Raw genomic sequence first — 14,549 nt, forward strand, 5'->3', positions numbered from 1 at the left:
GATATGGTAGCAATGCATAAAATGCAAAAGTACAATACTTAGTTAATGAAATGAAAAGGAGAGTCAGAAATGAATATTATTGACAATGATTTACTCTCCATCCAAGAAGCTCGAATTCTTGCCGAAAATGCAGATGAAGCACAAAAACTGCTAGCAACTTTTCCACAGGAAAAATTGGATGAAATTGTTGAACGTATGGCGGAGGAAATCGGAAAGTATGCCTGCGAACTTGCTATGATGTCCCGAGATGAAACTGATTATGGCAAATGGCAGGATAAATATATCAAGAATAGATTTGCCTCCGAGTATTTGCTAGTTAAACTTCGCGGAATGCGTTGTGTAGGTATCATTGATGAGGACCTTCAAAACAAGACCATGGATATAGGCGTACCTATGGGTGTAATTATTGCTTTATGTCCTGCAACCAGTCCGGTTTCTACAACCATCTACAAGGCTTTAATTGCAATCAAGTCCGGCAATGCGATTATTTTTTCACCGCATCCTAGGGCGAAGAAGACAATTTGCAAGGCACTTGATATTATGATTCGAGCAGCAGAAGGGTTTGGACTTCCTGTAGGAGCTCTTGCGTATTTACATACTGTGACGACTAGTGGCACAATCCAGCTAATGAATCATAAAGCAACGTCTCTTATTATGAATACAGGTGTTCCTGGAATGCTTAAAGCAGCCTATGAGTCTGCAAAACCTGTCATTTATGGAGGAACTGGCAATGGACCGGCATTTATTGAACGCACAGCTGACATCAAACAAGCTGTGCATGATATTATTGCTAGTAAAACCTTTGATAACGGAATTGTATCAGGTGCGGAACAATCTATTGTTGTAGATAGCTGTATTGCAGCTGAGGTAAAACGCGAACTTCAAAGTAACGGTGCGCATTTTATGACAGAGGAAGAAGCACAAAAACTTGGTTCTCTCTTTTACCATTCTGATGGGAGTTTGCATTCAGAAATGGTGGGAAAATCGGCACAGGACTTGGCTAAGAGAGCAGGCTTTTCTGTTATGGAGAGTGTAAAACTTTTGATTTCCGAGCAGAAATATGTTTCTGAGACTAATCCTTATTCGAAGGAAAAACTTTGCCCGGTACTAGCTTATTACATCGAAGACGATTGGATGCATGCTTGCGAGAAGTGCATTGAGTTACTCTTAAGTGAGAGGCATGGACACACTCTTGTTATACATTCAAAAAACGAAGAAGTGATTCGCCAGTTTGCATTAAAAAAACCTGTGGGCAGGGTACTTGTTAATACACCTGCTTCCCTTGGTAGCATGGGTGCTACAACTAATTTGGTTCCTGCTTTGACTCTGGGCAGTGGCTCTGCGGGACTAGGTATGACCTCCGATAATGTTTCACCAATGAATCTTATTTATATCCGCAAAGTAGGATATGGTGTGCGAAATATAGAGGATATTATTGATGGAATGCATGCAGAGGAAAAAACTCCCGTGGATAGCATTGCAAAGATGCCTGAGTATAATCCAGAGAATATAAAGATGTTGCAGAATATCTTAAAAAAAGCTCTCGAAGAGATTAAATAGCGGTACAGATGTATATGGAGAATTAAAATAAGAAGTAAACACTAAAAAAGATCAGATGCAAAATCTGAAATAATTATGAAAGAATGAGGGGTAAAAATATGGATATTCGTGAATTTACAAATAAATTTGCAGAAGCAACTAAAAATATGTCTGCAGAAGAACGAGCATCTTTAATGAAGATGTTTGAAGGGGTTTCAAAGGAAATTACAAAAGTGGATACTGTAAGTTATGTGGCATCTAACGAGAATGATGGAAAAGTTCCAGATGGAATTACGCAGCGTCTTAAAAGACTGAAAGAAAGCTATTTAAAATGGACGCCTACTATCACTACTCATCGTGCTCGTGCAATTACTAAGATTGCAAAGGAAAATCCTGGTATGCCTAAAAGCATATTCCGTGGTAAAAGTTTCAAGTATTCTTGTGAAACAGCACCTTTGTTAATTCAAGAGGATGAACTTATTGTAGGAGCTCCTTGTGGTGCACCTCGTTCAGGAGCATGTTCTCCTGATATTGCATGGAGATGGATGGAAGATGAAATTGATACCATTGGTACACGTGGTCAAGATCCGTTTTATATCTCTGATGAGGATAAAAAGTTTATGCGTGAAGAACTTTTCCCTTTCTGGAAAGGAAAATCCATTGATGAATACTGTGAAGATCAGTTCCGTGAGGCAGGTCTTTGGGAACTATCTGGGGAATCTTACGTTTCAGATTGCTCTTACCATGCAATAAATGGTGGTGGTGATTCAAACCCTGGATACGATATAATCCTTATGAAGAAGGGAATGCTAGATATTCAGCAGGAAGCAAAAGATCATTTGGAAAAACTGAATTACGAAAACCCTGATGATATTGAAAAAATTTATTACTATAAATCTGTTATTGATACTACTGAAGGAGTTATGATTTATGCTAAGCGTTTATCCGATCATGCGGCGCAGCTCGCTGCAAAGGAAACAAATCCTAAGCGTAAAGCAGAATTAATGAAGATTTCTGAAATAAATGCACATGTTCCTGCACATAAGCCTCGTACTTTCTGGGAAGCAATTCAGTCTGTTTGGACTATTGAATCGTTGCTTGTAGTTGAAGAAAATCAAACTGGAATGTCTATCGGTCGTGTTGACCAATATATGTATCCATTCTACAAGGCAGATATAGAAGCGGGTCGTATGAGTGAGTTTGAAGCATTTGAACTAGCTGGTAGTATGCTTATTAAAATGTCTGAGATGATGTGGATTACAAGTGAAGGCGGTTCTAAGTTCTTTGCAGGGTATCAGCCATTTGTAAATATGTGTGTTGGCGGAGTTACTCGTGAGGGTCTTGATGCAACAAATGACCTAACTTACCTACTTATGGATGCTGTTCGTCATGTTAAAATTTATCAACCATCACTAGCTACACGTATTCACGCTAAGTCACCTAAGAAGTATATGAAGAAAATTGTTGATGTTATTCGTGCTGGTATGGGATTCCCAGCTTGCCATTTTGATGATGCTCATATTAAGATGATGCTATCAAAAGGTGTTTCTATGGAAGATGCCCGTGACTATTGCCTTATGGGTTGTGTTGAACCTCAAAAATCAGGTCGTTTGTATCAGTGGACTTCAACTGCTTATACCCAGTGGCCAATATGTATTGAACTAGTTCTAAACCACGGTGTTCCTCTATGGTATAAGAAGCAGGTTTGTCCTGATATGGGAGACTTGGATAATTTCAAAACTTATGAACAGTTCGACAATGCTGTTAAGGAACAAATTAAATATATTACAAAGTGGTCAAGTGTTGCTACTGTTATTACTCAACGTGTACACAGAGAACTTGCTCCAAAACCTTTAATGTCCATTATGTTTGAGGGCACCATGGAGAGTGGCAAGGATGTTTCTGCTGGTGGAGCTATGTACAACTTTGGACCTGGTGTTATATGGTCTGGGCTGGCTACTCATACAGACTCTATGGCTGCTATCAAGAAGTTAGTATTCGATGAGAAGAAGTATACTTTGAAGCAACTAAATGAAGGATTAAAAGCTGAATTTGTGGGATATGAACAAATGAAAAGTGATTGCCTGAAAGCTCCTAAGTACGGTAATGATGATGATTATGCAGATTTGATTGCTTCCGATTTGATTAATTTCACAGAGAGGGAACATAGAAAGTATAAGACGCTTTATTCAGTACTAAGCCATGGCACTTTGTCTATCTCAAACAATACACCTTTTGGTCAGATGCTTGGTGCATCTGCTAACGGACGTGCAGCTTGGACACCGTTATCTGATGGTATTAGTCCGACTCAAGGTGCAGATTTCAAGGGACCGACTGCTATTATTAAATCTGTTTCCAAGATGGCTTGTGACACTATGAACATAGGAATGGTTCACAACTTTAAGATTATGGCGGGATTACTGGATACACCTGAAGGCGAAGAGGGTATGATTACATTACTTCGTAGTGCTTGTGCCTTTGGCAATGGAGAGATGCAGTTCCTTTATATTGATAATGAAACATTGATTGCAGCACAAAAGAATCCAGAGAATTATCGTGACTTGATTGTTAGAGTGGCAGGGTACAGTGCATTCTTTGTCGAACTGGAAAAGAGTGTTCAAGATGATATTATCAGCAGAACTATGCTAACACATTTTTAATTAGGGTATTCCATTGACTTTAAAGTGACTTAACTGACGCCCAATTATTTTATGATGCAGGTTATGCAGGATTGGGCGCAGTTGAATTATTTATTTGAACGGGAGATTAGATATTATGAGCAATACAAAAGTAGCTGTAATAGAAAGAAAAGCAATGATTTTCAATGTTCAAAAATATAATATGTATGATGGTCCGGGAATAAGGACACTTGTGTTTTTTAAAGGATGCCCATTGCGTTGCAAATGGTGTGCTAACCCTGAAGGACTTGAACGAAAATATCAAGTTATGTTTAAAAGAGATGCCTGTATTGATTGTGGTGCCTGTGTTAGTGTTTGTCCGGTTTCTATACATACTATGTCAAAAGAGTTAAAACATGAGGTGAACCATAGCATTGATTGTATAGGTTGTCGAAAATGTGAGGAAATTTGTACTGAATCTGCATTATCTATTGTAGGGCAGGTAAAAACTGTTTCCGAACTTATGGAAATCATTCAAGAAGACGTTATGTTTTATGATGTATCAGGTGGTGGCGTTACATTAGGTGGCGGAGAGGTACTTATGCAACCTGAATTCGCAACAAATTTACTTATGGCATGTAAGCAAGAAGGAATCAATACTGCTATTGAAACATCAGGCTATGCAAAACTGGAATCAATACTTAATGTTGCACAGTTTACAGACTTATTCCTTTTTGATATAAAGCATGTTGATGCCCAGCGTCACTATGAACTTACGGGAGTTCACAATGAGAGAATACTAGAAAACTTAAAGGAACTTTTAAAACGTAGGTATAATGTTAAGGTGAGAATGCCCTTGCTTAAAGGTATAAATGATAGACGGGATGAGATTGAGAGTGTAATTGAATTTTTGATGCCTTTCCGTGAATACAAAAACTTTAAGGGAATAGATTTGCTTCCTTATCATAAAATGGGTGTAAATAAGTACACACAATTAGAAATGGACTATCCAATAGAGGGAGATCCAAGCTTAAGCAGTGAAGATCTTGACATGATTGAGAGCTGGATTAAAAAATATGATTTCCCAGTTGCGGTTATCAAACACTGATAAATGATTGTTAGAATAGAAAATAGATTGAGAGGTAGCTTTTATGGGAACAGTTGGTGAAAAATCTATACAACGTGTCATAGAAGAATCGGTACCAGGAAAGCAGGTTACAATTGCTCATGTTATTGCCTCACCTATGCCGGATATTTATGAGCGCTTGGGGATAGACAATAAAGGGTCAATTGGAATTTTAACTATAACACCCTACGAAGCAGCTATTATTGCAGCAGATGTTGCAACAAAGGCAGCGGATGTTGAAATTGGTTTTCTGGATCGTTTTACTGGGTCTGTAATTATCACCGGTGATGTTCAGAGCGTTGAAACAGCACTTAATGCGGTAAATGATACATTGAAAAATTTGCTAGACTTTATGACAGCTCCTATTACAAGAACATGAGAAAGAAGCGAGTAATGGTGATAGGACCGATGAATTGCGGAAAGACCACATTGGTTAATTCGCTTAATGATTATGATGGACCACTCAGGAAAACACAGGATATTATTTATGGAAAGAATACTATAGATGCTCCAGGTGCTTATATTGAAAGCCCCTGGATGTACAAACATTTAATTGCAACCGCGCAAGATGCATCACATGTTTTGATTTTAGTTGATCAGTCAAGAGTCAGTAACGTTTATCCACCTGGTTTTGTAAAGGCGTTTAGATGCCCTGTAATTGGTGTAATAACGAAAAGTGATTTAATGGCGGAAAATGAGGATTTGTGTTTCCAGCAGCTAAAGCAAATAGGAATACCTGAGCCTTATTATAAGATTAGTGCTTCTAGTGGTGTAGGCATGGTTGCTTTAAAAGAATATTTATTTACTTTTGAAAAAAAAGTAAAGGGGGAATAAAATGAAATTTATTACCGAAAGTGATTTGCGGGATTTCAATAAAATAGAACCTTTTACAACTTATGAGTTAGAACCAGGAGCAAGACTTACGCCTGGAGCACGTCAGTTTCTGTCGGACCATCGGATCAATATGTATGAAAATGATCCTTTTACAAAGAAAAGTACTGTAAATGTAAAAGAAAAACAGCCACCTGAAGTACCTGAGAAGAAGAATAATTGGAAAAAGAAGAAACTTAGTAGCAAGATGAAGTCCATGGAGGCATTGTTTCTTTTATCTGAACAAGAACTTTTGAGTGAGGATGTTTTCTTGGCACAGAGAGTTATTAATTTAGGCAAACAATTCACCTGCATTAAAAATGCTGCGGAGGGGAAAGGTTCTGCCGAGAACCTCAGTAGCGCTGAATGCACAGGGGTTAATGCAGATAAATTTTCTGATGATTTGGATGACTGTTTTGAAATTACAGAGTTCCATATGCAGCTTGCAAAGGGAAGAGAAATCATAATTTTGCATAGGTTACGTTGTAATCTTCGCGAAATTGAACCAGTTGTTTTAGAAGTATATGAGGGAAGTAATGAGGATAATGAGCTGTGCATAGAAATTATCGGGAAGGTTAATCAGATTGTTAATACCTTGTCCCAAATTATTTGTTCGGTTTTAGGAGGTGGAAAATGTCAGAAAAAAAGTTAAATTTTGAATACTGTGATCAGCTTGTCCGGGATTTTGAATATGTAGTGGAACATCCCATTGTGGGTAAATCTTCTGTTTATTATACAGGAGTTGATTTGGGAACGGCATGTGTTGTTTTAGCGGTTTTGGATGAAAATTACAAACCCGTGGCAGGTGCTTATAGGTATGCAGATGTAGTTCGAGATGGTATGGTTGTAGATTATATGGGTGCAATTAAAATTGTAAGAGAACTGAAGCAGGAGATTGAGGAGAAGATTGGTACAGAACTTATTTATGCAGCGGCTGCCATTCCGCCGGGGACAGATGCTTTGGATTCAGGAGCAGTTAAGAATGTGGTTGAGGCTGCTGGTTTTGAAGTGACAAATGTGCTTGATGAATGTACAGCTGCCAATAATGTCCTTAAAATTAAGGATGGTGCAGTTGTAGATGTTGGTGGTGGAACAACCGGAATTTCGATTTTAAAGGATGGAGAAGTTGTTTGCATTGAGGATGAGCCAACAGGAGGTACACATTTTTCCTTAGTTGTTTCAGGTGCATATAAAATGTCTTTTCCGGAAGGCGAATTGTATAAGCGTGATCCTAAAAATCACAAGGAACTGTTACCAGTACTGAGGCCTGTAGTTGAAAAAATTGCATCTATTATTAATCAGCATATCAAAGGTTATGATGTAAAGGAAATATGTTTGGTTGGCGGAACATGCTGCCTAACTGGTATTGAAAAAATCATAGAAAAGCAGACAGGTATTTTCACTCATAAGCCGCAAAATCCTATGTTTGTAACCCCACTAGGAATAGCACTTAGCTGCACGCAGCAAAGTATAAGGTAAAGGGGGCGATTTTAGATATGGAGTTTCGAATTATTAAATCACCGACAGTTGGTACTGTAGATATTCTTATGCGGCGAATGGGGCCGGGTGTGGACAAAAACAGGATTTGTGTTGATGCAGTTGGTCTTGTGCAGGGAAGAATGATAGAGATGATTTGCGCAGCGGACATTGCTGAAAAGGCGGTTGGTGTCACAGTAGAAGATATCAGAGGAAGTTGTCCGCAGAACATGATAATGATTGCGATTTTTGGCGATACTGCATCTGTTGAATCTGCAATCCAAGAGATTAAGCAGCAGCTTAAAAAGGAGAAAGATTTATGTTAACAGCAAAACTGATTGATAGCATATGGGCAACAAGAAAAGCAGAATCACTTAATGGACTAAAGTTTATGCTGGCAGAAGTAATTGGCGGTAGTAGTGCCGGTGAGCGTTTGATTGTTGTAGATATTATCGGTGCCGGTATTGGAGATAGGGTTATTGTAAGCACTGGCTCATCGGCTCGCCGAATGCTAGGTAATGACGATATCCCAGTAGATGCGGTTGTTGTGGGAATTATTGATGATGATTGCAATTTCAGATAAATTCAGGAGGCAAAAGAATTAATAATTCTTATGTGCCTCAGACAATTACAGGAGGCATAACAATTGATAATTGTTATGTGCCCCAGAGAATAACAGGAGGGGTAAGAATGAGTCTTCTTGATATGGTGAGAGAAGCCGGTGTTATTGGTGCAGGGGGTGCAGGGTTCCCTACCCATGTAAAACTAGCATCAAAATCGGAATATATACTTCTTAACGGAGCTGAATGTGAACCTCTGCTTCGGGTGGATCAGCAGTTGATGAAACTATTTCCCGATGAGGTAATTAAAGGATTTGAAGCAGCAGGAAGATTGGTTTCTGCAAGCAAAGCTATTATAGGTATTAAAGGAAAGCATAAAGACGGGATTTCTATTCTGCGAGAGAGAATTAAGGCATTGCAGGTAGGTGATTTCGTTGAGGTCAAAGAGCTTCCAGATGTTTATCCTGTAGGTGATGAGCAAGTTTTGGTTTATGAATTGACAGGTAGAGTTGTTCCTGAAATGGGTATCCCAATTCAGGTTGGATGTGTAGTAGTCAATACAGAAACGGCATTAAATATTTACAATGCTTCCCTGGGACAGTCAGTTACAGAAAAATATATCACAGTTGCAGGAGATATACCTAAAAGCTTGACTGTAAAAGTGCCAGTAGGCACACCTATTATAGATGTGCTAAAGCTGAGTGGTATAGAAAATTTTGATGATTATGCAGTTATTGATGGTGGTCCTATGATGGGGCCTGTCATGAGTAATATAGATGGATATGTTACAAAGAAGAATAAGGGATTTGTAATTTTGAAAAAGCAGCATTCTCTGATTCGCAAGAAATCTATGAACTTAGAGCAGGCAAGAAGAGTGAATAGGGCTTCTTGTGAGCAGTGCCGTATGTGTACGGATATGTGTCCTCGCTATCTTCTTGGACATAATGTACAGCCACATAAGATGATGAGAGCTTTAAATTATGCATTAACGGATGTTGAAGGCCAGAAGGTTTCACAGTTATGTTGTCAGTGTAATTTATGTGAATTATTCTCATGCCCGGTAGGATTATATCCGAAATCTGCAAATGTTTATTTTAAAGAAAAATTGGCCCAGCAGAATATAAGGTACAAGCCCATGCAATCAGAATTCGCTTCTCGCAAAAGCCGTGAGTATCGTTTGGTTCCAAGTAAGCGTATTGTCGCTAGACTGGGACTACATGATTTTGACAAGCCAGCGCTTATGACGAAAGTTGAAATAAAACCTGAATTGGTACGTATTGCAACAAGGCAGCATGTAGGGGCACCTGCGGTGACCGTTGTTTCTACTGGCGATCATGTGCAGCTGGGACAGCTAATCGGCAAAATTCCTGAAGATAATTTGGGGGCTACAATTCATGCTAGCATTTCAGGAACGGTTGTAGAGTGTGGAAATGATTTTATTACGATAAGGAGGGACTGATATGTCGAAAGCAATAGGTATGGTTGAATTTACAAGTATTGCACGAGGTATATATGTAGCAGATCAGATGCTGAAAATTTCTGATGTGGAAATAGTAACAGCTAGTTCTGTTTGCCCCGGTAAGTATATAGTTATTGTTGAGGGCGATGTTGCATCAGTTCAAGATTCCGTAAGTATTGGTGAGCGGTTAGCAGAAGAATTTTTGGTTGATTCTATTGTTATACCAAATGTCAGCCCGTTAGTATTCCCAGCAATCACAGGTGCAACTATGCCAGATGAAATTCAGGCACTAGGAATTATGGAGTCTTTCTCTCTTTCAACCATGGTTATCGCTGCTGATGCAATCTTGAAAGCAGCGGAATTACAGCCTATAGAGCTCCGGTTGGGAAATGGACTAGGCGGTAAGTCATTCTTTACTTTCACCGGCGATGTGGCTGCGGTTGAAACCGGTATTGAAACAGGAAAGGCTATTGCAAAAGAAAAAGGACTGCTTGTAAATGCAGAAGTTATAGCTTCGCCTTCAGGCAGACTGTTGTCATCTTTGTTCTAATATATGAGAACTTATATTTATGAAAGGATGTGAAGGAATGAAAAAATTGATTTGTGTAAAAGATGTTGAGAATGTGGAAAAGAAGGGTCAAAAAGTATTTTATATTGATAGTAATACAATTATTACGCCATCAGCCAAAGACGCAGCGAAAGCTTGTGGAATAGAGTTTTCTACGGAGACTCCTGTATGCGCGGTAAAGAGTTCCGAAGCTAATGTTTGTGAGGTAAAGAGTTCCCAGCCGCAGGCTTGTGCAGCAAAAAATTCTTGTGAAGAAATAGCCTCATCACTGGCAAAAGCCAGTGATGGTGGAATCGACACAGATATGATTTATAAGGTATTCAAAGCTATGATGGATAAAGGGCTTTTAAATGGAATCCTTGATTCTTTTTCTAATAAGCCATATATTGCTGAGATTGATCCTTGTGGTTTAAAGGTAGTTCGTGGTAGTTCGGTAAAGATGGAAGTTCTTGATACTGGAAACCCTAGCGATAAAGTATTTTATCAGGAAATTATTAATGGGGATGACGGTTGCAAAATGAATGCAGGGGTTATTACAATTGAAGGTTGCACCTTCGACTGGGAAACCGCTTGCCAAGAGCTATACTATGTTATAGAAGGTACATTGACAGTAACAGTGGATGGAAAGATTTACACTGCACATTCAGGTGATTCAGTATTCTTCCCTAAGGGAGCTAAATTAGCATTTGGTTCACCTGACAAGATGAAAGCATTCTATGCTACATATTAGAAGGCTTGACTAAAGTTAAGGAGGGTTAGGAAATGCAGGCACTTGGGTTAATTGAAACAATAGGACTCGTTGCAGCTATTGAGAGTGCAGATGCTATGCTTAAGGCAGCAAATGTGAACCTCTTGGAAAAGACATATGTAGGCGGAGGTCTTGTTACCATTGTTGTAACTGGAGATGTGGGCGCGGTGAAAGCAGCTGTAGAGGCTGGCTGCGCTGCAGTTAGAAAAATAAACAGCGCATCCCTGGTTTCAGAGCATGTGATTCCTCGCCCACATGAGGATTTGGAAAACATAATTATACCAGAGGCACCGCTGAAAGATAGAGAAATGTCAACTGTAGAGGCAACAAAAACTGAATCCGAAGCTGAAATAATTGAAGAATACACTGCAGAGGTTGAAGTTGAAAATTTAGTAGTGAAAGATTCAAAAATTACGGAATTCGATGCAGAAAAAACAACTGCTTCTTTGCAAAGGGATTTAAGTGAGATACCTAATAAGGAAGCTGTAGATAAGATGGTACTTGAATACGGTTTGGAAGAAACAATTGAGGTTTTGAGCAAGTTTAAGGTTATAGAACTTCGAAATCTAGCTCGTGAATATAAGAACTTTGGTATTGCGGGAAGGTCGGTTTCTAAGGCAAATAAGAGGTTGCTACTTACAAAATTCAGAGAACATTACGGAAATAATTAAAGCAGTTATAACAATTATAAAAATATATCATGAAAATTTTACAAGAAAACGAATGGAGGAATTATAAGATGGAAAATTTCGATAAGGATTTACGATCTATACAAGAAGCAAGAAATCTTGCAAGACTCGGAAAAATAGCGACAGAACAGATAGCTGATTATACTCAGGAACAAATAGATAAGATTTTGTGCAATATGGTTAGAGTAGCAGAAGAAAATGTGGTTTGTTTAGCTAAGATGGCCGTGGAAGAAACTGGTTTTGGAAAAGTTGAGGATAAGGCTTATAAAAACCATATGGCTTCCACTATTGTGTATAATGCTATCAAAGATATGAAGACTATTGGTGTGATTAGTGAAAATGTGGCTGATAGGGTAACTGATATTGCAGAGCCAGTTGGACTAATTATGGGTATTGTACCTTCTACAAATCCAACATCAACTGCTATTTACAAAGCAATAATTGCAATTAAATCACGTAATGCAATTGTATTTTCACCACATCCTGCTGCATTAAAATGTACACTGAAGGCTATAACTCTTATGAATGATGCTGCAGTAGCTGCAGGAGCTCCTGCCAATATTATTAGCGGTATGTCTACGCTATCTGTAGGGGCTACAAATGAGTTAATGAAATGTAGTGAGGTTTCTATGATTATCGCAACTGGAGGCCCTGGAATGGTAAAGGCCGCTTATAGTGCGGGCAAGCCTGCATTGGGTGTTGGTGCTGGAAACTCACCAGCTTATATTGAGAGAAGTGCTAATGTTCAACAAGCAGTTAAAAATATTATTGCAAGTAAGACTTTTGACTATGGTACCATTTGTGCATCCGAACAGTCTATTATTGTTGAAGAATGCAATCATGATCAGGTAGTATCTGAATTTAAGAAGCAGGGCGGCTATTTTATGACGTCAGAAGAAACTGCAAAAGTTTGTGGACTACTGTTTAAGAATGGTGGTCATAGCATGAGTGCCAAGTTCGTAGGCAAATCTCCTCAGGTTATTGCAACAGCTGCTGGAATTTCAATTCCAGAAGGAACAAAGGTTCTAATAGGTGAGCAGCAAGGTGTTGGTGATGCTTATCCACTATCCTTCGAAAAATTGACAACTGTACTTGCTTTCTATACAGTTAGAGATTGGCACGAGGCATGTGACCTCAGTATCAAACTGCTTCAAAATGGTATAGGACACACTATGAGCATTCATACAGAGGATAAAGGTATTGTAATGAAGTTTGCTAAAAAACCAGCAGCTCGTATTTTGGTTAATACTGGTGGAACTCAAGGAGGTACTGGTTTAAGCACAGGACTTTTACCTGCATTTACACTAGGTTGCGGTACATGGGGAGGAAGTTCTGTTTCTGAAAATGTTGGTCCGATGCATTTGATTAATATCAAGAGAGTCGCATATGGCATTAAAGATTGTAGTACATTAGCTTCTGAAGATCCTGCATTCAACCATCCTGAACTATCTTCCAGTTATGTTAAGCAAGGCGTAGGATGCGGTACAAGTCCTGCCTCATATGCATCCAATGACGCTTCTACTGATAATGAAAAACTTTTGAAGTTGGTAAGCGATCTAGTAAATGCAATGAAGGGAGCTAACTAAAATGGATAACTATGAAACTGCCCTGAAGCTTTTGCTAGAGGCTGTTCAATCTAATATGTCTTCTAGTGACGTGAAAGGGGATATGTATGAAATTCCAGTAGGAGTTTCTAATCGCCATATTCACATCTCTCAAGCTGATTTGAACAGTCTCTTCGGGGAAGGTTATCAACTTACTAAGAGTAAAGATTTGTCACAACTCGGACAGTATGCATGCAAGGAAACAGTAACAATATGCGGTCCAAAGGGTGCCATTGAGAAAGTTAGAATTCTTGGTCCAGTGCGTAGTAAATCGCAGATAGAAGTTCTTACAGGAGATTCCTTCAAGCTTGGTGTAGTTTCACAAGCAAGGCTATCAGGTGATTTACAAGGAACACCTGGAATTACGCTAATTGGTCCGAAGGGATCTATTCAGACTACAGAAGGTCTGATTGTTGCACAGAGGCATATTCATATGACTCCTGAAGATGCGAAGCGTTTCGGCGTGCATGACGGACAGTCAGTGAGTATTGAAATTAGTGGTCCGCGCGGGGGCATTTACAATAATGTTGCCGTTAGAGCAAATGACGCTTCGGCTTTAGAATGTCATATTGACACAGAAGAAGCAAATGCTATGAATCTTAATTCCTTATCAAAAATTAAAATTGTAAAATAAAAAATAAAAAATTAGGAGGAAATAAAAATGAAATATGATGCATTAGGAATGATCGAAACAAAGGGTTTAGTTGGGGCTATTGAAGCTGCAGATGCAATGGTTAAAGCAGCAAATGTTTATCTAGTTGGTAAAGAATTTGTTGGTGGTGGTCTAGTAACAGTAATGGTAAGAGGTGACGTTGGTGCTGTAAAGGCAGCAACTGATGCAGGAGCGGCTGCTGCACAACGTGTTGGAGAATTGATTTCTGTTCATGTTATCCCTCGTCCACACGTTGAAGTTGAAGGTATTCTTCCTAAAATGTTAAAGAGGGAAGAAGATATAAAATAGATTAGTCGGCATGAGAATAATTCATATAAATTATAGATAATAATTTCAAAAATAAAAAATAAAAAATAAAAAATTAGGAGGAAATAAAAATGAAATATGATGCATTAGGAATGATCGAAACAAAGGGTTTAGTTGGGGCTATTGAAGCTGCAGATGCAATGGTTAAAGCAGCAAATGTTTATCTAGTTGGTAAAGAATTTGTTGGTGGTGGTCTAGTAACAGTAATGGTAAGAGGTGACGTTGGTGCTGTAAAGGCAGCAACTGATGCAGGAGCGGCTGCTGCACAACGTGTTGGAGAATTGATTTCTGTTCATGTTATCCCTCGTCCACA

The 14,549-nt window shown here is 38.8% G+C and carries 17 protein-coding genes; all 17 read left to right on the plus strand.

Annotated features, from left to right (window positions below):
- Positions 1-69: 69 nt before the first annotated feature.
- Positions 70-1,560: an aldehyde dehydrogenase family protein gene (locus tag Ctaglu_RS02300; protein ID WP_124997661.1), complete on the plus strand. Its 1,491-nt coding sequence runs from the start codon at positions 70-72 to the stop codon at positions 1,558-1,560.
- 98 nt (positions 1,561-1,658) lie between these two features.
- A complete protein-coding gene (cutC, locus tag Ctaglu_RS02305) occupies positions 1,659-4,199 on the plus strand; it encodes a choline trimethylamine-lyase (protein WP_124997663.1) in 2,541 nt (846 codons plus the stop codon).
- 115 nt (positions 4,200-4,314) lie between these two features.
- Positions 4,315-5,265, plus strand: a complete 951-nt coding sequence (gene cutD, locus Ctaglu_RS02310) for a choline TMA-lyase-activating enzyme (RefSeq protein ID WP_124997665.1) — start codon at positions 4,315-4,317, stop codon at positions 5,263-5,265.
- 43 nt (positions 5,266-5,308) lie between these two features.
- On the plus strand, positions 5,309-5,662 hold the full coding sequence (locus Ctaglu_RS02315) for a BMC domain-containing protein (RefSeq protein ID WP_124997667.1): 354 nt from the start codon (positions 5,309-5,311) through the stop codon (positions 5,660-5,662).
- On the plus strand, positions 5,659-6,117 hold the full coding sequence (locus tag Ctaglu_RS02320) for a EutP/PduV family microcompartment system protein (RefSeq protein WP_124997669.1): 459 nt from the start codon (positions 5,659-5,661) through the stop codon (positions 6,115-6,117). Before Ctaglu_RS02315 ends, Ctaglu_RS02320 begins: the two co-directional genes overlap by 4 nt.
- A gap of 1 nt (position 6,118) precedes the next feature.
- Positions 6,119-6,805, plus strand: coding sequence for an ethanolamine utilization protein (locus tag Ctaglu_RS02325; protein ID WP_124997671.1), 687 nt, complete (start codon positions 6,119-6,121; stop codon positions 6,803-6,805).
- Positions 6,787-7,632, plus strand: coding sequence for an ethanolamine utilization protein EutJ (eutJ, locus tag Ctaglu_RS02330; protein WP_124997673.1), 846 nt, complete (start codon positions 6,787-6,789; stop codon positions 7,630-7,632). The genes Ctaglu_RS02325 and eutJ overlap by 19 nt, the downstream gene beginning before the upstream one ends.
- Positions 7,633-7,649: 17 nt before the next feature.
- On the plus strand, positions 7,650-7,955 hold the full coding sequence (locus Ctaglu_RS02335) for a BMC domain-containing protein (RefSeq protein ID WP_124997675.1): 306 nt from the start codon (positions 7,650-7,652) through the stop codon (positions 7,953-7,955).
- Complete coding sequence (locus Ctaglu_RS02340) at positions 7,949-8,212, plus strand: EutN/CcmL family microcompartment protein (protein WP_124997677.1); 264 nt, start codon at positions 7,949-7,951, stop codon at positions 8,210-8,212. Before Ctaglu_RS02335 ends, Ctaglu_RS02340 begins: the two co-directional genes overlap by 7 nt.
- Before the next feature lie 107 nt (positions 8,213-8,319).
- Positions 8,320-9,648 carry a 4Fe-4S dicluster domain-containing protein gene (locus Ctaglu_RS02345; protein ID WP_124997679.1) on the plus strand — a complete coding sequence of 443 codons (1,329 nt, stop codon included), beginning with the start codon at positions 8,320-8,322 and terminating at the stop codon, positions 9,646-9,648.
- A gap of 1 nt (position 9,649) precedes the next feature.
- Entirely contained in the window at positions 9,650-10,198 is a 549-nt protein-coding gene (locus tag Ctaglu_RS02350; RefSeq protein WP_124997681.1) for a BMC domain-containing protein, read from the plus strand.
- 37 nt (positions 10,199-10,235) lie between these two features.
- On the plus strand, positions 10,236-10,946 hold the full coding sequence (locus Ctaglu_RS02355; protein WP_124997683.1) for a cupin domain-containing protein: 711 nt from the start codon (positions 10,236-10,238) through the stop codon (positions 10,944-10,946).
- A gap of 32 nt (positions 10,947-10,978) precedes the next feature.
- Entirely contained in the window at positions 10,979-11,635 is a 657-nt protein-coding gene (locus tag Ctaglu_RS02360; RefSeq protein ID WP_124997685.1) for a BMC domain-containing protein, read from the plus strand.
- A 68-nt stretch (positions 11,636-11,703) separates the two neighbouring features.
- Positions 11,704-13,239: an acetaldehyde dehydrogenase (acetylating) gene (locus Ctaglu_RS02365; RefSeq protein WP_124997686.1), complete on the plus strand. Its 1,536-nt coding sequence runs from the start codon at positions 11,704-11,706 to the stop codon at positions 13,237-13,239.
- Position 13,240: 1 nt separating this feature from the next.
- Positions 13,241-13,891, plus strand: a complete 651-nt coding sequence (locus Ctaglu_RS02370) for a phosphate propanoyltransferase (RefSeq protein WP_124997688.1) — start codon at positions 13,241-13,243, stop codon at positions 13,889-13,891.
- Positions 13,892-13,918: 27 nt separating this feature from the next.
- On the plus strand, positions 13,919-14,218 hold the full coding sequence (gene eutM / locus Ctaglu_RS02375) for an ethanolamine utilization microcompartment protein EutM (RefSeq protein WP_124997690.1): 300 nt from the start codon (positions 13,919-13,921) through the stop codon (positions 14,216-14,218).
- Between the two features lie 89 nt (positions 14,219-14,307).
- Positions 14,308-14,549: BMC domain-containing protein (locus tag Ctaglu_RS02380; RefSeq protein ID WP_124997822.1), on the plus strand; the 242-nt coding region annotated here is incomplete at its 3' end.

Source organism: Clostridium tagluense (genome assembly GCF_003865095.1).
GTDB lineage: Bacteria > Bacillota > Clostridia > Clostridiales > Clostridiaceae > Clostridium_AD > Clostridium_AD tagluense.

Coding starts and splice junctions, on each gene's coding strand:
- eutJ (WP_124997673.1), top strand. CDS start 6,787: ATGTCAGAAAAAAAGTTAAATTTTGAATACTGTGATCAGCTTGTCCGG.
- Ctaglu_RS02360 (WP_124997685.1), top strand. CDS start 10,979: ATGCAGGCACTTGGGTTAATTGAAACAATAGGACTCGTTGCAGCTATT.
- eutM (WP_124997690.1), top strand. CDS start 13,919: ATGAAATATGATGCATTAGGAATGATCGAAACAAAGGGTTTAGTTGGG.
- Ctaglu_RS02340 (WP_124997677.1), top strand. CDS start 7,949: ATGTTAACAGCAAAACTGATTGATAGCATATGGGCAACAAGAAAAGCA.
- cutD (WP_124997665.1), top strand. CDS start 4,315: ATGAGCAATACAAAAGTAGCTGTAATAGAAAGAAAAGCAATGATTTTC.
- Ctaglu_RS02325 (WP_124997671.1), top strand. CDS start 6,119: ATGAAATTTATTACCGAAAGTGATTTGCGGGATTTCAATAAAATAGAA.
- Ctaglu_RS02350 (WP_124997681.1), top strand. CDS start 9,650: ATGTCGAAAGCAATAGGTATGGTTGAATTTACAAGTATTGCACGAGGT.
- Ctaglu_RS02345 (WP_124997679.1), top strand. CDS start 8,320: ATGAGTCTTCTTGATATGGTGAGAGAAGCCGGTGTTATTGGTGCAGGG.
- Ctaglu_RS02355 (WP_124997683.1), top strand. CDS start 10,236: ATGAAAAAATTGATTTGTGTAAAAGATGTTGAGAATGTGGAAAAGAAG.
- Ctaglu_RS02315 (WP_124997667.1), top strand. CDS start 5,309: ATGGGAACAGTTGGTGAAAAATCTATACAACGTGTCATAGAAGAATCG.
- Ctaglu_RS02365 (WP_124997686.1), top strand. CDS start 11,704: ATGGAAAATTTCGATAAGGATTTACGATCTATACAAGAAGCAAGAAAT.
- Ctaglu_RS02370 (WP_124997688.1), top strand. CDS start 13,241: ATGGATAACTATGAAACTGCCCTGAAGCTTTTGCTAGAGGCTGTTCAA.
- Ctaglu_RS02335 (WP_124997675.1), top strand. CDS start 7,650: ATGGAGTTTCGAATTATTAAATCACCGACAGTTGGTACTGTAGATATT.
- Ctaglu_RS02320 (WP_124997669.1), top strand. CDS start 5,659: ATGAGAAAGAAGCGAGTAATGGTGATAGGACCGATGAATTGCGGAAAG.
- Ctaglu_RS02300 (WP_124997661.1), top strand. CDS start 70: ATGAATATTATTGACAATGATTTACTCTCCATCCAAGAAGCTCGAATT.
- cutC (WP_124997663.1), top strand. CDS start 1,659: ATGGATATTCGTGAATTTACAAATAAATTTGCAGAAGCAACTAAAAAT.